Genomic DNA, 19386 nt, shown 5'->3' on the forward strand with positions numbered 1-19386 from the left:
TTTCTATTTACAAATTTTTGCTTTAGGATTCACTTCGCAGATGGCTTCGCGAAGCTCTGCGTTTTCTTTCTTTAAAGATGCGATCTCGCGTCCTTGTTTTTCAACCAACAACTGAAGTTTCGCGATTTGTGAATCGTTGAGTTTACAAAGTCCTGCAAGTTCTTTTGTTGATTCTATCAAAGGACCGATCAACTTCGTGTAGGCCACAGATTTAAATCCTTGATCATCCGTTTGCACGGCTTCAGGGAACTGGGCTTCCACTTCCTGGGCAATCACACCCATGTCTTTGTTTTTCGGCAGACTTAATTCCGGACGCACATCGTGACGCCAGTCAAATGTCACACCACGAAGCTTTAAGACTTTATCAAGCGCCTGTGGAATTACTTGAATATGATCTTTAAGGCGTTTATCTGAAAGATTTTGATAAGCGCTCGTGCCTCCAGCCGTTCCGTTGACCCAGAGATTCAACCCGCTAGGATTTGTTGAGGCGTTCACCATCACGAGTCCTCCGTTACTCACCACAAAGGCACTACTGCTGGCTGTGGTTGGTCCTGGGCGAATCCAAAAATGCGATCCATCAACACCCATGAAAAACTTCTGGGCGGTGTCGCCTTCTTCAAAACCGATATAAGGAGCAGTACTGCTATAAAGACCTAAAGGTGCAAAGGCGGGGCTTGCGCCACCCTTATTAAGAGTCAGCCAACCCGACGTATTAATATGGAAGCGCGTCGTACTGGCGACACCGTCCCATAGATAGAAATCTTTTGTCCCATTCACCATGGAGTCTTGACCAACTTCCCAGTCTCCAAAAAGCATCGAAGCTCTTTGGTCGCCAGCTGTGCCCACAGGAACGATATTAAGAAGACGACTTCCTGATGTTGCATTTGCCAGTGTTAAGAGGTTTCCAGGAGAGCCTGTTCCAATTCCCACTTTGCCGTCGTTAGTGATACGCATGCGCTGGAGAGATGTCGTGGTTCCATTTGGGGTCGTGTAGAAAGTAAGATAATCACCCAGTGCAGACGCGGATTGATTTTCAGAAGCCCAAATGACCATTCCGGGGTTTGTTGTCGTCGTAATTCCATTTTTTCCGATGAACTGAGCTAAAAGATCATTGGCCAATGGATGAGTCGGGGAGGCAATGGTTCCTCGCGTGCGCGATCCCACAAATGTTCCGCCGGAATTTGTTGCTGCAGACGTGTAGGCCTTAGCCCAATAAGCCGCATCACTGCCTTCCATGCTTGTTAAAACAGTGCCGCCAATTTGTAGGTTGATATTTTGAGTTGGAGACCACGTTCCCTGTTGGTCTGAAGTCAAACCAATGCGAACGGCATTATCTGATGCATTGGTCGCAGGACCAATTCCCCAGTAACCAGAGCTTGTCCAGTTCCCGACATATTGTGCTTGTCCAGCAGTGCTTAAGTAGGAACCGACATAGACGCCATATTTATTTGCCTGTGAACCATTAGGCCCCACTTGCAATAAGTTATTCGGAGAACTTGCGCCGATACCAAAGCGTCCCGTGCCACCATCTAAGCGCATGCGTTCAGTCACACTCGTGCTGCCTGAACTGATCGTACTAAAAATAAGATTTGTTCCTGATGTGCCGGCTGTCCAGTTTTCCGAAGCCTGCGCCATGATTTGCGCACCTGTAGAATAACTAGATCCGCTTCGCAAACCTTGGAAAAGAATTTGTCCTAAGTTGTCGCTGCTGGCGACCGCAGAAGCGGAAACACTGCTGCCACGAGCACTTTCAAAAATAAGATCTCCACCACCAGAAAAAGTTCCCGTGTAGTTTTTGATCATGATTCCAGGAGAGCGAGAGGCTGTGGAGGAGTTATTTAAAATCGTAAGACCACCGGAACCATCTGCTTGAGCGATCGTTAATAAATCAACAGGTACGGTAGAACCAATACCTACTTTTCCAGCAGTATCAATAGTCATTGCGATCGCATTGTTCGTCTTAAAAGAGAGTGTGTTGGTGTCATTGGTTCCTAACGTTGCAGCACCACCAAAAGAGTTTCCATTGTTAATAAAAAATCCGGCAGCTGTGAAGGTTTGACAGCCTGGAACACCACTCGCATTAAATGTGACTGTTTGTCCAACGCCACAAGTAAAGGCTGTGTAAGCGGAACCTGTTCCATCAGAAGCGATCAGACGATTCGCAGTCATGGACGAAACACCCGTACCACCTTTAGAAACAGGGACCACAGAGGGAAAGCTCGCAGGATCTGCACTGATAGTTCCAGAGGAAACCGCGATACCAGCACCCACTTGCACAACCCCTTTTGCTGCCGCGGTCGCATCATTTACCGAGATAGCTGGAGTTGTTGAACCTGTCGCCACGACGATAGGAAGGGTTCCTGTTACATTTGTGACTGTCCCATTTGTAGGAGAAATCCATCGAAGGCCACTAGCTTGAGTAGAGTCAGCAGAAAGAACTTGTCCATTTGTACCGACAGTCAAACTCACATCGTTTGTTCCGTCGTTTGATATCAATGCGCCTTTTGCGGAGATAGGGGACAAAGCATTAAAGGCCGTCACCGCGGAGTTTGCACCCGTACCGCCATTGGCGATAGGTAAGACACCTGTGACATCGGAAGTAAGATTAATAGCAGCCCCATTGCTTGCTGTCGTAATGCGGCCTTGAGCATCAACAGTAACATTCGCGCGTGTGTAGGAACCCGCAGTAACACCGCTATTTGGAAGACTTACAGTCACGTTACCGGAAGTGCCTCCACCAGTAAGCCCTGTCCCTGCAGTCACCCCAGTAATTGTACCACCAGAGCCCGTAGCGGAAGCCATATTCACCCAAGCACCACTGTTGTATTGATAAATAATTTTTGTATCTGTTGCGAGATAAATTGCGCCAGCACCAGGTGAAGCCGGTTTGCTTGCATCAAGACCCGTTTGCATAGAGGGAGTGCCACCAGCATTTCCCACCTTGGTATTAAAGGTATTCCAATCCGCTGAGCTTAAATATCCATTCGTCGAAGTGGTTGCTTGTGAAATAGAAATATTCGGAGTTGTAGAGCCAGAAGTCACACTGAGCGGCGCTGTTCCCGTGACATTTGTAACTGTACCGCCACCATCGTTATCAGCGCTTGGGGACCACTTTGTTCCGTCGTATTTAAGCACTTGTCCCGTGGTCGGGGTGGTGGTGTCGATAGCGACACCTTTGATTTTATTAACTGTGACAGCGCCAATAGACCCACTGACGTCGCCCGCAACGGAAACATTGATAGCTTGGCAAAGAAACTGTCCAGCAACTGAATTCCAATAAGGTGTTTCATGAACGGCGCAATTGGCACTTCCCACAGCGGTATTAAAGGCCGCTGTCGTGAGATATCCACTTAATGTCGTTGAAAGATTGGTGACATCTGCAATCGCAATAGCGGAGTTGATCCACTGTCCGCCTGAGTATTTTAAAAATTGTCCAGCAGACGGGGAGGTCACGTTCAAATCCACGCCTTGGATTTTTACGACCGAAGGATTTGGATAAGTTCCGCTCAGATCTCCACCGGCAGCACCAGTAGGTGTGCGGGCGTCAGTAAAGCGAGCATCATTCCCAGCGGCCACCGTGTTTGCCGAAGTTCCCACATTCACTGTGAGTTGGGGAGTTGAAGTGCCATTGATAACCGTTAAATAGGAGTTTGCGGAAGTCACATTCGTCACGGTTCCGCCACTGGCCCCACTGACAGCATTACAACTAAAGTTAGTGCCATCCCAGGTAAGAAAAGTCCCCGCGCTACAAGTGGGAATAATTGTTTTAGCTACGAAATCATTTTCCGTTTTTGTTCCGAGCTTTTCGGCGGCCAAAGAAAACGCGGCATAGGGAACAGAGCGAACTTCACTAGATGGAGAAATGGATTTCCATCCAACCCCATCATGAAATTGCACTTTTAAAAGTCGAATGTCGCCTTGAGCAGGTGTGTAAGTAGCCCCGCCGTCACAGTTCTGCACTTTCGAGTTATTAAATGAATCCAAAAGTGTATAAAGAGGATCCGCCGGATAAAGTTTAGTTCCAGAACCAATCGGCACATCAAACACTCCGCCGGAACTCATCATGTTGACGGTGTTTCTTTGCTCGCGATACAAAATGCAGTTACCATTTGGGTTGGTGACTTCAAAAAGAAAGCTGACGTTGTTGTACTCAAGAGGAGTGCCGTCGGACTTTAAGATGCGTCCTTGATAGGTCAAAGAATTAGGCGAAGCCGCTGCCTGAAGAGTGAAAAGAAAAATTAGAATGAGGGACCAGTACGTGCCGTTTCTCATGCTCTTCTTATCGGATTTTTAACAGATATTATGAGAGGTTAGAGTCTAGAACCCGATAAACAGTGTAACACCAATTTCCGGATCTCAAAATGAGACACGAGTATTGCAGGATGTGTGGAATACTTTAAAGAATAAAATTGAAATCGTTTTTGAGTTTGATCTTAGCGTCCTGATCTTTGCCTTCAAGAATCAATGTGTCTTTGAGTTGCAAGTCGCGAATGAAGTCCGCTCGTCTTTGCAGAGGAATTTCATTTCCCGTGACGGTAGAAAAAGTCGAGTTAAACGGTGTCTTTAGGAGCGTGCTTTCCTGGTACTCCGGTGTTGTCAGAGTGCCTAAAATTTCCAGCACAAGATTCTTCTGACTCGAATTAGCAGGAATCACAGCACCCCACATAAGAAGAGCACTGAGCTGTGGATGGGAACTGCCTTTAAACTCTTTCGTTAAAGATGCTTCCATAGCGCCTTCTTTAGGAAGTTCACGCAACAATTGATCTAACTGCAAAGTAAGAATCTTCTTTTGTGCAACTAAATCCCAAAGACCTTGTTCTTTCCAGACTTGGAAGTGTTTTAGTAAAAGATCTTCGTCGGCAAGCAAGAATAAAACGGACTCTTTTTTATTTTTTAAAAACTCAGGAAAAGATTCTCCTCCCGGAGTTTTGATACCGGTCTTCATCCAATAAAAAGGCAGAAAGTAAAAACCTTCCTGATATTTTCCAGTAAAGTCGGAGGCCACTCGTTGTAAGAGTTCTTTGCGTGGTCCCGCAATATCGGCCAGAAGATTTTGATGTGCTAAAGTACTGGCCCAAAAAGAGGGAAGAAAGATTAAATCCACAGCGGGACTTGAAACTGTGTTAGCAAGAATCGCGTCCCAATCACGAGTGATAGTGACAGAGAACTTAACATTGAGTTCATCTTCAAGGCGTTCGCGAAGTTCCGGATGAAAGAAAATTTCATCTGTGGTTAGAACCTGAACTTTGGTGGGACTGATAAAGTAGCTTCTAGAAAGGCCTTGGGGTAGAACTCCGTGAAGAAATCCTACCCCCATACAGATCAGAAAAAAAAGAGACCAGAAGACGGCGTTTTTCACACGTCCTTAGAAAGTCTCGTCGAAAGAAACAGAACCGCTGATACCAGTTTGGTAAGCAGAAACACGTCTTTCGAAGAAGTTAGCAAGTTCTTGCATATCTTGAAGCTCCATGAACGCGAATGGATTTTTCACGTTGTAGCGTGGAGCGATGTTCAAGCTCTCAAGGCGTTGGTCTGCGCAATACTCAAGATATTGGCGCATGTCTTTTGGAGAAAGACCTGCCACACCCAATTGAAGAACGTCATTCGCAAATTCCATCTCACACTCGATGGCGTCTTCAAGCATTTGCGTAACCATGTCTTCCATTTGAGAATTGAAAAGATCTGGTTCTTCTTTACGAGCTGTTTTGATCACTTCCAAAGCGAATGCCATGTGCATGGATTCGTCACGGAAAACCCAGTTTGTTCCAGACGCTAGACCTGACAACAAACCTTTAGAGCGCAAGAAGTATACGTAAGCAAACGCCGCATAGAAGAACAAGCCTTCAACGCAAGTTGCAAAGCAGATCAAGTTCATCAAGAAACGACGGCGGTCTTCTTTTGTTTGAAGAGTGTCGATTTCGTTGATGGAATCCATCCATTTAAAGCAGAAGTCTGCTTTTTTCTTGATAGAAGGAATGTTTTCAATCGCTGAGAAAGCTTCCGCTCTCTCGTCTGGATTTGGAATATAAGTGTCCAAAAGAGTGAGGTAGAATTGAACGTGCAATGCCTCTTCATAAAGTTGACGAGACAAGTACATGCGGCCTTCAGGCGTATTCACGTGCTTGTAAAGATTCAATACAAGATTGTTCCCTACGATAGAGTCACCTGTTGCAAAGAATGCCACCAAGCGAGAGATCAAATGTCTTTCTGCCGGAGTCATTTTTGAATGAAGGTCAACAAGGTCTGTAGAGAAATCGACTTCGTCTACAGTCCATGTGTTTTTGATACCGTTTTTGTACATTTCGTAAAAAACAGGGTATTTCATTGGGCGCAAAGTTAAGTTAAAGCCGGGATCTAGAATCATAACGTACTCCGAAAAAAAGTGTTTGCTCCATGAGAGCTATTTACGCGACCACTGTCGCTGATTCAGTTCCGGCGTCCCGAAGGACGCCTTCACTCTTCGCGGCTACCGCCGCCTTATTGGCAAGCCTCACAAGCCTCTGGGTTTTCCAAAGAGCATGCGATCACTTCAGCGTCTGTGTAAGTCTTTTTAGGTGCTGCGTCTTGAGCAACGGGGGCTGCATCCATTGAGTTCGCCGCTGTTGCTGAAAGATCAGCTCCGTTAGAAGAAGACTTCACAGTTGTTTTTGCGATCTTCGTCGCTGGACGAGAGCGCAAGTAGTAAGTCGTTTTCACACCTTTTTTCCATGCATACATGTACATAGAAGAAACTTTACCGATTGTTGGGCTTTCCATGAACAAGTTCAAAGATTGAGCTTGGTCGATGTAAGCGCCACGATCTGCCGCCATGTCGATCAACGACTTCATCGGGATTTCCCAAACTGTGCGGTACAATTCCTTCAATTGATTAGGAATTGCCACAACGTCTTGGATAGAACCGTCTTGAAGTTTGATTTCATTGCGGATGTCTTCATTCCAAAGACCGATCGCTTTCAACTCAGACACCAAGTATTTGTTGATCTGCATGAACTCACCAGAAAGTGTTTCACGTTTGAACAAGTTAGATACTTGCGGCTCAATCGCTTCGTAGCAACCTACGATAGAAGCGATCGTTGCAGTTGGAGCAATCGCGATCATCAAAGAGTTTCTCAAACCGAATTGTTTGATACGCTCTTTCAATTTCTCAAAACGCTCTGGTTGAGAAGGAGTCACACCCCAAAGGTCATATTGCAACAAACCTTTAGCTGCTTTTGTTTGTTCGTAAGCGCCGTGAGTTCCGAATTTCTCAGCAAGTTCACAAGAAGTTACAAGAGCATTGTAGTAAATTTCTTCTTGGATTTTCGCTGACAAATCACGAGCTGCTGCTGAATCAAAAGGAAGTTTCAATTGGAAGAAAGCATCCTGAAGACCCATCACGCCCAAACCCACTGGACGCCATTTGTGGTTAGAGTCCTGAGCAGTTTGAATAGGGTAGAAGTTGATATCAACAACGCGGTCTAAGTACTTCACAGCTGTGCGAACAGATTTCGCCAGTTTTTCGAAGTTGAATTGACCGTTTTCAACGTGACGACCCAAGTTCACAGAACCCAAGTTGCACACCGCTGTTTCTTTATTTGAAGTCACTTCAAGGATTTCAGTGCAAAGGTTCGACAAATGGATCACGTTGCCAGCTTCACCAGTTTGGTTGGCCTTCATGTTGGCAGCGTCTTTAAATGTCATCCAGCCGTTACCAGTCTGCGCAAGAGTTTTCATCATGCGAGAGTAAAGGTCGCGAGCTTTCACTTGCTTAACATAAAGTTTTTTAGATTCTGCCTCAGCGTAAGCCGCTTCGAACTCAGGTCCGTAAGTGTCTACGAAATGAGGAACCACGCGTGGGTCAAACAAAGACCACATGCCATCAGCTTCAACGCGTTTCATGAACAAATCTGGAACCCAGTTTGCCAAGTTCAAATTGTGAGTGCGTTTTGCTTCGTCACCGGTGTTGTCGCGCATTTCAAGGAATTCCTCGATGTCCGCGTGCCAAGTTTCAAGATAAACGCAGGCAGCACCTTTACGTTTTCCACCTTGGTTGACCGCTGCAACGGAAGAATCCATTGTTTTCAACCAAGGAATGATTCCGTTAGAGTGACCGTTCGTTCCTTTGATCAAAGAACCACGTGAACGAACGCGAGAGTAAGCAACACCGATACCGCCCGCGAATTTAGAAAGCAAAGCGATGTCTGTGTACTTATTGTAGATCGCTTGCAAATCGTCATCTGGAGAATCCAAAAGATAGCAAGAAGACATTTGCGGGCGAGTTGTACCTGAGTTGAACAATGTCGGAGTTGAAGCCATGTAATCGTGAGAAGAAATCAAACGATAGAATTCGATAGCCTCTTCAACAGATTGAGCAAGACCGCAAGCCACACGCATGAAGAAGTATTGAGGTGTCTCGAATACTTGGCGTGACATTGGGTTTTTCAAGAGATAACGATCGTAAACAGTTCTAAGCCCGAAGTACTCAAAACGGTCTGTGCGGTAAGGTTCAATAGCTGCGCAAAGAGCGGCTTTGTTCGCTTCAACGAATTTATAAGTCGTCTCAGATAATAGACCTACTGAATGGCCGAAAGCCACAGAGTCTGCGAAAGATTGAATTTTCTGAGAACGAACTTCTTCATCAATATATGTAGAAAGAAGACGGGCAGCCAAACGAGAATATTCTGGCTCTTCACCGATCAGCAAAGAGGCTGTTTGAATACAAAGATTATCAAGTTCGTTTGTCGTTGCACCATCATAAAGACCGCTAATAGCCTTTGTCGCCACGCGAAGTGGATCGACTTGTGTGAGACCTTGGCAATTACGAGTCACGCGTTCAACGATCTTAGTCACGTCGACCGGCTCAAGTGTGCCATCTCTCTTTTTAACTCTCATGATGTGAGCTGTTGTTTCCAACATGGTGTATCCCCTCTGCCCCGTTCCATTTGGGCAAAAAAATCCCCGTCCCGGATTTTTGCCCCTCGCAAAAATTCAGGTCGTGGTTCAATATATAGATGTAAGATTGTTTGAGACTGAGTTGCTATTCCTTAGCTGTTGGTCCTGAGTTGTTATCTCTTGGAACCTCCCTTAAGTTGCCGTCAGTTTTTCTTTCGGCTTACCCCTATATCTAGGGGTCTCTTGCAGGTGCCTCATCAATAAGGCGGGTATCGATCTCAATTCTGATCCTGTAATTCTTTCGCTGAAGTTGCAAGAATATTTTTTCACTTAACGCCAACTTTTTTGTGACGTTGCTCATCAATTAAGCAGATCCGGTGATCTGCTTGACTCAGTTCTAATGCAAACAAAACTGGCAAGACTTTGTCATTTTACCTCGTAAAACCAAAGTCTAGCTTGAAAAGTCTGTCTACGGCTGTTTTAAACGGGGAATTTCCTGTACTGATCTTACACGATCTTAAATTGTGCAGAAACTAAGCAAGCGGTGAGGCCAAAGGTATCGATTTTTTTTGTAGAACAGTTTGCGCCTGAAGGTCTTCTTCGTTGTGTGTGACGAAATTTTGGGACTGATAAGACTTTTGCGCGCGCAAATAGTCGATAATATACTGGTGCGTGCCCATTTTATCCTTCGTCCACTCTGGCGCGATAAGTTCATCCCAGCGAGAAGAATAAGCAGCCAGTCTGTGTAAAGCAAAGCGCGGAGAAAGATGCTGTAAGAACAACTCCACACGATGAGCATAAGTGTCTCTGTCGATAGGAGTGAATTCTCCTCTATGGAACATCTCTTCCAAAGGTGTTTGTTTAAGAACGTGCAGGTTGTGAAGTTTGACGTTTGTGATTGGCAGAGTATTTACGATCTCTGCTGTTTTCACAATATGCTCGTCCGTTTCGCCAGGGTTTCCAAAAATCAGATGAATTCCCAAATCCACTTTCGTGTTAGAGGCAATCTTGTGAACCGCTTCAATAGAGGCCTCTGCGGTATGCCCTCGGCGCATGAATTCTAACTGATCGTTGAAAAAGCTTTGCACACCCAGTTCAACCGCGACGAAAGATTTTTCGTGATACTCTTGCCACAAATCCAAAACGGCTTTTGAAAGACAGTCTGGACGAGTTCCAAGAGTGAAACCTTTCACCCAAGGATACGAAAGAGCCACGTCGAAGTTATGACGAAGAGCTGAAACTTTCGTAAAAGTATTTGTGTAGGCTTGGAAGTAGATCAAAAAAGCTTTGGCTTTATAGCGCGCACTGATTTTGGAGTGATAAGTTTCAATCTGCGTGCGTAGCTCCATGGAAAGACTTTCGGCGTTGGCTGCAGATCCCCAGACATCACAAAAAACACACGTCTGCATTCCTTTAAGTCCGCGACGGTTTGGGCAATCATCAACGACAGAGACAGGAATCTTATAGACCTTTTCTCCAAAGAGCTTATTATAGTGCTCGCTGATTGTATGATAGGGAAGACCCAGCCAACCTTTTTCCATGAAGGACCTTTGTACAAGTTTTTATCGCAGGAAGTCAATCAAATGAAGTTTTGGAAGGACATTGGATTCGAAATCGAAATAACAGCGGATAAGAGCCCCACTTTGCGACTTCTGGAGTCTGTAGACCCCTCTAAATTTCGCGGTGAATCCATGCATCACTCCGGCGGAGCTTGTGCGGAAACGCTTTTGATTTATGGAAATCCCATTCGTGCGATTCTCCAAAAAGTAGAGAATCCTCACTTTCTTGTTGTGGGCTTAGGATTGGGCTACATCGAAATGACCATAGCACGGGAAGCGTTGTTGTTGAAAAAATCACCCGATCGGGTGGGTTTGATCACAAGTTATGAAAGTGTCCCAGAACTTCGCGAGTTCTTTTTTAAGTGGTTGCACGGAGACACATCAAGCATGGCTTCCGAAGTTGTGCAAACTTATGAGGCGGTTCTTGATTCTCTCACAAGCGGAACCGATATTCGGAAAACAGAAATTCTTTCTTTCCTTCGTCATCACTTCAAACATTTGCAAGATATAAAGACAGCACTTTCCTCTGACGTAAAACTGGTGTCGAAATATCACTGTATTCTCTATGATGCCTTTAGCTCGAAGACGACACCCTATCTTTGGGATGAGGAGTTCTTAGTTCAACTTTTGCGAGAAGGTTCGGCGGAGCAATGTCTTCTTTCTACTTATGCATGCAGAGTCAGTCTGAAGCAGGCGTTGAGTCGGGCAGGATTTGACGTTTTTGTCCGCGAAGGTTTTCAAGGGAAACGAAACTCCACTTTGGGCGCGAAAAATATCGAATTGAATTTGTAACCTAATTCTGCTGAAAAACTCTTGCTAAATGAAGCCAACAAACTTCTACTTAGTTATGCAAGTAATTCGGTACGTTGTTGCGTCTCTGCTGTTTCCTGTATTCGTGCTAGCAAAACCTCTGGTTCTTGCAACTTTTCCTATTCCCTTAATGGTTGAAAATAACGACAAAGGTCTTTTTATCAACCTCACTAAAGAAATCGCAAAACGCAATAACCGAGACATCAGTATTTTGGTTTATCCTGCAGGGAAAACGCTTCTTGCGTTTAGTAATAATAAAGTTGATGGATTTTTTCCGGCACTCGACGTGTACGTTCCGAAATTATCAGCACGAACTCAGCCTTTTTATTATAAGGTGGATTACGTTTTCTTTAAAACGAATAAACCATTTAGAACCATCAAAGACCTTGAAGGTAAAAAAGTCGGGCTGACCTTCCGTTATCCTTACGTGAAGGAACTTGTGCAGAATAAAAAGATCAAGTTTGAGTTTGCTTCAGATGACGTTCTGAATATGAAAAAACTGGGACGTGGGACTATTGACGCTTTCGTCGTCGAAGAAAGATCAGGCGTGAAGGCTCTTCAGTTGAGTGGAGAAAAGGGGATTGAGTTTGATAAAAAATCCCCTTTGTCTGAACAAGTCGTCTACTACGCATTTCAAGACACTGAAGAGGGGAAAATCTTAGCGGAGCTTTTCTCTAAGACGATCGAAGGAATGAAAAAAGATGGCAGCCTCAGTCGTGTGTTGACTGAGGCTGAGTAAATTAGTCTTCCGCCAAAGACTTCGGCGTAAACTTGCTGGCTTTTAGATTTTGGTCAATTTTTACCTGAGAAATAGTAATTTCCGTGCCACGTTTGTTTTGCATATTGCGAATCTTGATTTTTCCAGCACGCCATTTTGTCGGAGAGACCTTCTTATAACCAGTGATGTCAAGAACCTTCACAAGCTTTCCCTGTTTATCAAAGCACTCGGCTTTTACTGGAAGAAAGTCGCTGGCTGAGACATAGCTTACCACCTTAGAGTAATTCGCCGATGTAGAGTTAACGTCACTCTCTATAAGATAATATTTTTTACCTTTTACTTCGATTTCTTTCTTCAAGGAATTTTGCGCGCCTTGCTCGCGGTTAAAATCGAAATCTTCCACACTGAGTTCCGAACCCAGGATTCCGCCTTGACCGCTTTCACCCGTCAAGCGACGAGTCTGTTTTGTGGAAGGCAAGTAGATCCATTTGTCTTCCTGTTCCCCTTTCAGAGTCGCTAAAAGGGCTGTGCCTTTAAGATCTTGAGGTTTTTGCATGCGCACCAAAAGATAGTGCTCTTTTTTCTCTGGACTCAATCGCCAAATGCGCATCTGACGATCTTTACTAGATCCATCCGCTTCAATGATCTTCATATTGACAACAAACTCTTCATCGCGAGAGCGCAGACGTTGGCTCATCTCTTCACCGACTTTTTCGGCTGTCGGAGTTTGGGCGTGCGTAGCTGTTGGTGACAGCGAAATAAAGAGCGCCAGGAATAAAGCGGAAACTGTAGCCATAACTTTCTCCTTTTTCCAAGGTACTGAAGTCAAGAGCCATGGGCAACTTTTCAAGAGAGTTGGAAGAAGAATCAAATCACCCACAAGTCCAGCGAGCATCGACAAAAGCATGTAGAAACCAAAGATGCGATTCATGGCGAAGTACGAGGCCATAAATACCGAGAATCCCGCAAGAAGGGTCATGCTTGATATAAGACAAGGATTTCCCTCTCTCCACAAAGTTTTTTCGATCTCCAAGTTTTTAGATTTGGAAGTTTTTTGAATTAAACGAAGGCGCTCCAAAAGGTAAACAGTGTTGTTAAATGCCAAACCTAAAGCGATAGAAAAGATAATCGCTACACTGGGTTTGATCGGAGTGTGTGATATCGCAAGAAAACCTAAGAGTGCGGCCGGCGGAACTAAGTTTGGAATGCAGGCCACAATGGCCCAACGAACAGACCTAAAGACGAAAATCAAGACGAGACAGATTGCAGCCATGGATTGCCAGAAGCCGAAGATCAACTCGTGGGAAAGTTCGTTGTTCAGATGATGGATTGTAGAGCCCATGCCTGAAACCTCCACTTGCATTTCTGGAAACGACTTTTGCGTAAGGCTCTTGATATTAGCCACTACCGAGTGAAGTTCGTTGGCTGGCAAATCGCGAGTTCGTACGGAAACCCGCGTATTTGATGAGTCTGTATTTAAAAAGTTTTTAAGCGGGCTATTACTTGAAAGCGAGTAAAGGAAAAAGATTTCCGCCGTCGAAGAACGACTTGCCGGAAGTCGGGAGTGATGAATATTCGCCGCTGCAATAAGATCAGGGAGTCCGACAACACTGCCGACACCCTCAATACCGCGAATGTCGCTTAAGAGCTGATCCAGTTTTGCTAAGAGTTTGGGATCGTTCCAAACATCTGAAGATCCTTTGATCTCCACATCAACTGGAATCATGCCTCCTAATTCTTTATCGATAGTTTCCGTAGACAAGCGCACTTGATGATTCGTAGGAAGATCATCAAATAGACGAGCCGACCAAGAAAGGGTTTGCCCTTTAAGAGCTAAGGCCGAGCAAACCAAGACAATAAGGAATGCCCAAATACCGGATCTTCTAAAAAGATAAAGAGCCCAGCGCGCTTTGCTCCAAGCCCATTCGCGAGCCCGCGGCCCAGGAAGGAAGTGTAAGAGTGGAAATAAAAGAGCTGTCGTGACAACCCAGCCGACAATAATGGCACCAGCCGCAGTTACGCCATAATCCCGAATTAACGGAACTTTAACTGTTAGTAGCGCTAAGAAACCAATCATCGTTGTTGTCGAAGCGAAGAAGTTCGGACCCAACAAAGTTTTAAATGTATAGTTCACCAACTCATGATGACTTAAATGAGGCTGGTTTTTTCTCTCCTCTGTAAACCTGAGTAAGGTGTGAATACAGAGTGAGACCACGTCCACCGTTGTGAGAATTGGAATCGTGCTGGAAAGAATTGAAAATGGATATCCCGCTAGCGCCATGATCGCTAGAACGATGATGTTCGAACAAAGAATCACGATAAAAGAAATGATAAGCGGGGACCAATTGGCAAAAATAAGTCCCAAAACTAAAAAGCACGCGAGAAATCCCAGGACGACGAAATTGCGAATTTCCGTTTGCAATAAAACGCCGACATCTGTCTGTACTGCGGGAGTCCCGCCAATTTCGACATGAGAAAACGGCACCGCGGCACTCGCTGTCACTGCTAAGTTTTGGCGAAGATGCAGGAGCTCCTGCGTGTTCAACGGTTTGATGTTAACGATGATCGAAGCGGTCTTTGCATCTTTTGAAATTAAAGTGGGAGAAATTAAAGGATTATTCAGAGTTTCACTCTGCCATTTTTCCACGGGCAGGCTTTGCAGAAGAGGCCCGACACTTAGACCATCGTCACTATTTATTGCACCTTGAACTGTCGCTAAGCTGAGGGTGTTTTTAACTCCAGGAAAATGCGAAAGAAGATCTGTGAGTCTTTCTAGGCTTTGAACTTTTTCTTTTTCAAACCAGGTCTCGCTCTCGTCAGATATCTTTGCTGTAATGATGAAAGGTTGCGAGTCAGAAAGCTGAAACAGCTGTCGTGTGTGTTCGTCTCTCTTCAATAGTGGATTATCTTGAGGAAGAAACTGCTTCAAACTGTACTGTGTCTGCAATTTAGGTAGAGCAAAAAGGCTCAGAATTGTAACAACGAAAACTACGAGAAGTGTCGAGATGGAAAGTCTTTTGACGGAATTGGAGAAATTGGAGTTTTCATTTTTCTTTTTCTTCATGCTCATGTCTTCTTTCGATTCTTTGTTCACAAGTTTCTTTAGAAATTTTCTGTCTCGCCGTATTCTAAAAACAAGATGATGGGAACCACGATGAAAAAAACAAATTGGATGACGATGACAAGCCTATCGGCTGGGCTGCTTGCACTCTTTATATCTTCACATGCATTTTCAATTTCGCAAATTAATTCTGAATTTGAATTATCGCTACCTAGACAGTTTCAACAAAATCTCATTGATAAAAAATGGGAATCTCTCGTGAACAAAGAATTTCAAGGAAACTGGCAATTTCCTGATCAAGAAATCACTTCACAAGAAATTCCAGTGAAATTGAAACGACTTTCGTTAAAGATAAAGACGAATTTGCAAAAACCTGCTCTGGGAAATGGTCAGACTGTTCTTGAGTTGACATCTAAAAATATGCAAGCGGAGCTGCACATGGGTGAAGTTTCTGTCGATCATATAGTCGAAAGAGAAATGGGCGGCATTGTAGGGCGTTTCCGCATTCAAGCTTTATGTAAGAATGTGGTGCTCACTCTCGCCCCGGGACAAGGATCTTTCTCTGTTGTTGTTGCTCCCTCAGTGGACAGTTCTCGAGCTGGGACGGAAGTTCAATCCGTGAATCTATCTTGGGCGCCGGGCAGTTGGACTTCGCAAGGAATTCAGTGTGAAGGTGTCCAAGGGTTTGCCGATATATTGAAAGAAGAGATCAATAAGATCGCCAACGACTCCGCTCGTTTCGTAGGGCCCCAAAAAGAGTTGATTAAAAAATATGTTCAAGACTATGTACAGAATGTGCAGATTGATTTTTCAGAGCCTCGCCAATTAATCGTAGCGCGTCCTGATCTCAGTGTGGTGATGCGTGTGGAGGAATTTAAAGATCTCGGGGCGGACGGGGCCCGTGTCAAAGGGAGATTTGAAATTCAGTTTTTAAGATCTCCGGATCAAGAAACAAAAATATTAACGTTGGATCCTAATACTGAAACCGTCAAATCGGAGCAAGCGCGCCTGCGCCTGCCAGTCAATTTCGTTAAGGAAGTTATGAAAAGAGCTTATTCTGCGAACGCTTGGTTGCATCAAGTGACGTCAGATAAAGTTCCCGGATTTTCCACCTTGATGAATTCACGTTTCTCGCAACTCTTTGTATGGCCAGAGTTAAGAAATTTTTCTAAGTCGGCGAAATTCCGTTTTGATGTCTACTCTCATAAAGACATTGATATTCAGGGATCGGGATTAACATATCAGATGAAGTCCACACTGCTTTCTAAAATGCACGCTCCCAAGGGTGGGAACTATGTTCCATTTATGAACTTCACGATGCCGCTTACTTCTAAAGTACAACTGAAAGTGGAAAACGGAAAAGCCCAGGCGACTTTTGTGAACCCTATCTTGGGGCTCACACCACAGTGGGATTCTACTTACGTGAATAAGTATGGACCGAATCGTCGATTCTCGTCTGGAACCATTCGCGATCGCATCGTGGGTGGTTTGTGGGGAAAAACGGTGACTGTCGCTGTGCCAGCGATTCCTTTAAGTGAAGATTTGACTTTGAAAATTAAAAAGGTCATTGCGCCAGCCAATCAAGATATCGTTTTGCAGTTGGCTCCTTAAAAAGATCTTGAAATCGAGAGGGTGTATGAATCATTTTTTTCATACACCCCTAAAGGTGTATCGCTGGAGCCTTGAATGAAACTTGCCGTCACGGATATAAGCCAGGCATCAAAGAATCTTCGTCCCATAGTAACTTCCTCGAAATTACTTCCATGAATCTGGTCATAAAGACCCAATAACGAAAAATTCCAAACTTCTTTCCACGTCATTCTGCCGCCTAACATCCAGGCCCGACGGAAAATTTCGGTATATGAAAGGTTTGAATCATTCTCTTTTTCCGAAGAGATAAAAGCGTGCTGAAGAATCGCAATCAAAACGCCGTCGCTACCGATTTGAAATGTCTTTTCTAAGCCCAGCACGTTCTCATGGGTCCAGCCTGGTAAATTTTTATAATCACCGAGGCTTTGCGTATAGGCTGTGGCGTACTTAAATAAAAAGTCCCATTGATTGCTGACAAAAGTAAACCCACCTTGGCGGATGCGGTAGTTTTTAGTATTTAAGACCACATCAGGATCTACTTGCACAACAGTCTTGGGCGAGACTTGAACGATAGTTCCCGTGACCGCAGGTTCTACTATGGGAAATGAAGCCGCACCTTCATAGAAGCTGACACCCAAGTCAATAAAACTGCCGCGTCGTTGAATGCGAATCGCACCGTTATTGTCCAGAGCGCTATCTAAGTCCTCTCTTGAGGAGTAACTGTATCGCAATGTTTCTGGCAGAAGTAGAACAATGTCATTGTCAGGTGTGGTCGGAACATAAACTTCCCGAGGCAACCAGCGGCTTTCTGTTCCCGGCAAAATTGAACCACGATTCTTGGGAATATAAATAATTTCATAATCCCAGTTGTCTAAGGTTTGAGACAGAACGAGGGAGAGGGCTCCAAGTTTACGGCTATGAAGAGGATCAAAGTATTGTTTGGAGTTGATAATATCGAGGGGATTGTAGCCATCGGTGACTCCCCATGAAAACAAATTATTTCCCGCTTTAAGGGAGATTGTGTCTGTTTGGTAGCGGATGTAGGCTTCACTTGCGTCGAAAAAATATTTTTCTTCATCCGATTTATTATTGGGATCTGCGATAAATGTCGGTTTTAGATAAAAGCGCCAAGAGTCTTTGTATTTCCAACTATAGATGGGGTCGAGTTCCAATTTGTAGAATTCTTGATTGGTATTATCTCCATAAATTTCGGGGAAATAGGTGAAGTCCAACTTCGTGTCGATATGCAGACTCCATTCTGTGGAACGGGCCGCTTCACTGAAGGAGCTGGAAAGTAAAATAAAGAATGCAAAAAGGATCTTTTTCATACTCTCCATAGAAGACCATAGCCTATTTTTTTAAACCACAGCTCATTGTATGTGAATAACCAATTAAACCGTGGCGAACTTATTTACGTACTCAATGATGGAGCTTTTAAATTCTGTAGGAAGACCGACAAAACGAAGTCCCGCATAGCCATCGTTACCGACGTAGACGACTTCGCAAGTGGAAGTTATGGTAACAAACAAATTCGGACTGGTTAATGTGGCCTTAAAGCGCTCACCAATTTGTAAGTTTCTAGCGTCATTAACTCCCAGACCACCTTCGCTGATAGAGATCACGCGGCAAGTGAATTCCCCTTTGTCGCCTTCACAAGCCAACGTTCCAACCATAGGAACACGGGGGTGAGATCGGCGACTGATACCGAGATCTTCAACAACGCGAGGAACCGCATAGACTTCTTTCCAAACACCGCTGTTATCAGCACTGATGTCGACAACAGAGAAATCTTTAAGAGTTTTAAGGTAGGCGATGAGATCAGAGTACTTCATCGAACTTTTTTCCTGTCCCTCTACGCGCACTTTCCAAACGCCTTGAGGTTCTGTGGAAACGGGGGCCGTTTGCAATGCCTCTTTTAGTGATTGACGCCATCGAGAAGGAGTCATCCATTCCGATTGACCACGCCCCCAGATTTGCGGTTCTTTTGCTGAACTCAGGCGCGCCTCGATCTCTTCATGATCGTAGGGACCGTTTACTTGACCTTCGCTGAGAATAAACCAAATCTTTGGATGCGCCACAGATGTGCTCCTCGCAGTTGACTCTTGTGTTTTATTACAGCGAAATGTATATCACTTTGTCTAGGAGAATTAATTCATGAAATACATTATCGCGGGAACAGATCGTCCTGACTCAAACACTCTTAAAGTTTCCAAGTACATTCAGTCAATCTATCAGGGACTCGGCGAGACAGTGGAAATCATGGATCTCAAAGAGATGAAAAGCCATCTGCACGATGATCTTCAGTACGGAAAAACAAGCGAAGGTTTAAAACCTTACCTAGACAAAATTGCAAAAAGCGAAGGTTTGATTGTTGTTTGTCCTGAATACAACGGTTCTATGCCCGGTGTTTTAAAATATTTCATCGATCACTGGCGTTATCCTGAATCTTTTGAATTTCGCCCGGTGTGTTTCGTAGGTTTAGGCGGAATGTTTGGAGCACTTCGTCCTGTCGAACACTTGCAGCAAGTTTTTGGCTACAGAAACTCTTATGTTTACCCGGAACGCGTTTTCATCATGAACGTTCATAAGGTTCTTAATGCTGAAGGACAGGTTCAAGACGAAATGATTAAGCAGCTTTTGGTGAAACAAGCCGAGGGTTTCCAAAAATTCACTCAGGCTTTAAGTTCATTTAAGATTGATGCAAATGCAGCTATCGAGAGAAGGAAGCAGCAGTAGGCTCGCGATTAACAAGTTTATCGTGAACGCGGCCCTCAAAA

The 19386-nt window shown here is 44.5% G+C and carries 12 protein-coding genes; 4 read left to right on the forward strand and 8 right to left on the reverse strand.

Going from position 1 to position 19386, the window contains the following annotated elements:
• Positions 1 to 3: 3 nt before the first annotated feature.
• The 5 genes from ACL934_RS09910 to ACL934_RS09930 all read right to left on the reverse strand — a co-directional run bounded on the left by ACL934_RS09910 (position 4) and on the right by ACL934_RS09930 (position 10412).
• The gene (locus ACL934_RS09910; protein WP_413613484.1) at positions 4 to 4272 is read right to left on the reverse strand and encodes a tail fiber domain-containing protein; all 4269 of its coding nucleotides are present in this window, start codon (positions 4270 to 4272) and stop codon (positions 4 to 6) included.
• A gap of 124 nt (positions 4273 to 4396) precedes the next feature.
• Entirely contained in the window at positions 4397 to 5359 is a 963-nt protein-coding gene (locus ACL934_RS09915; RefSeq protein WP_413613485.1) for a hypothetical protein, read from the reverse strand.
• A gap of 6 nt (positions 5360 to 5365) precedes the next feature.
• Entirely contained in the window at positions 5366 to 6364 is a 999-nt protein-coding gene (locus ACL934_RS09920; RefSeq protein ID WP_374080398.1) for a ribonucleotide-diphosphate reductase subunit beta, read from the reverse strand.
• A 113-nt stretch (positions 6365 to 6477) separates the two neighbouring features.
• Entirely contained in the window at positions 6478 to 8895 is a 2418-nt protein-coding gene (locus ACL934_RS09925; protein ID WP_374080399.1) for a ribonucleoside-diphosphate reductase subunit alpha, read from the reverse strand.
• 509 nt (positions 8896 to 9404) lie between these two features.
• Positions 9405 to 10412: a TIGR01212 family radical SAM protein gene (locus ACL934_RS09930; RefSeq protein ID WP_374080400.1), complete on the reverse strand. Its 1008-nt coding sequence runs from the start codon at positions 10410 to 10412 to the stop codon at positions 9405 to 9407.
• Between the two features lie 42 nt (positions 10413 to 10454).
• Here ACL934_RS09930 and ACL934_RS09935 point away from each other — a divergent pair, with 42 nt between their 5' ends.
• Positions 10455 to 11222, forward strand: a complete 768-nt coding sequence (locus tag ACL934_RS09935) for an MnmC family methyltransferase (protein WP_413613486.1) — start codon at positions 10455 to 10457, stop codon at positions 11220 to 11222.
• Between the two features lie 28 nt (positions 11223 to 11250).
• Positions 11251 to 11979, forward strand: a complete 729-nt coding sequence (locus ACL934_RS09940; RefSeq protein ID WP_374080403.1) for a substrate-binding periplasmic protein — start codon at positions 11251 to 11253, stop codon at positions 11977 to 11979.
• A gap of 1 nt (position 11980) precedes the next feature.
• Here ACL934_RS09940 and ACL934_RS09945 read toward each other — a convergent pair whose 3' ends face one another.
• A complete protein-coding gene (locus tag ACL934_RS09945) occupies positions 11981 to 15022 on the reverse strand; it encodes an outer membrane lipoprotein-sorting protein (protein ID WP_374080405.1) in 3042 nt (1013 codons plus the stop codon).
• A gap of 255 nt (positions 15023 to 15277) precedes the next feature.
• Between ACL934_RS09945 and ACL934_RS09950 the strand changes: the two genes are divergently transcribed.
• Complete coding sequence (locus ACL934_RS09950) at positions 15278 to 16630, forward strand: hypothetical protein (protein WP_374080406.1); 1353 nt, start codon at positions 15278 to 15280, stop codon at positions 16628 to 16630.
• On the opposite strand, the gene ACL934_RS09955 is transcribed toward ACL934_RS09950, so the two are convergent.
• Both ACL934_RS09955 and ACL934_RS09960 read right to left on the reverse strand, forming a co-directional pair.
• Entirely contained in the window at positions 16627 to 17937 is a 1311-nt protein-coding gene (locus ACL934_RS09955; RefSeq protein WP_374080408.1) for a hypothetical protein, read from the reverse strand. The two genes, ACL934_RS09950 and ACL934_RS09955, sit on opposite strands and share 4 nt — an antisense overlap.
• Before the next feature lie 63 nt (positions 17938 to 18000).
• Positions 18001 to 18687 carry a PilZ domain-containing protein gene (locus ACL934_RS09960; RefSeq protein WP_374080409.1) on the reverse strand — a complete coding sequence of 229 codons (687 nt, stop codon included), beginning with the start codon at positions 18685 to 18687 and terminating at the stop codon, positions 18001 to 18003.
• A gap of 76 nt (positions 18688 to 18763) precedes the next feature.
• Here ACL934_RS09960 and ACL934_RS09965 point away from each other — a divergent pair, with 76 nt between their 5' ends.
• Positions 18764 to 19345, forward strand: a complete 582-nt coding sequence (locus ACL934_RS09965) for an NADPH-dependent FMN reductase (protein WP_374080410.1) — start codon at positions 18764 to 18766, stop codon at positions 19343 to 19345.
• The last annotated feature ends 41 nt before the right edge of the window (positions 19346 to 19386 follow it).

This window comes from Bdellovibrio sp. HCB-110 (assembly GCF_047323225.1).
Lineage (GTDB): Bacteria > Bdellovibrionota > Bdellovibrionia > Bdellovibrionales > Bdellovibrionaceae > Bdellovibrio.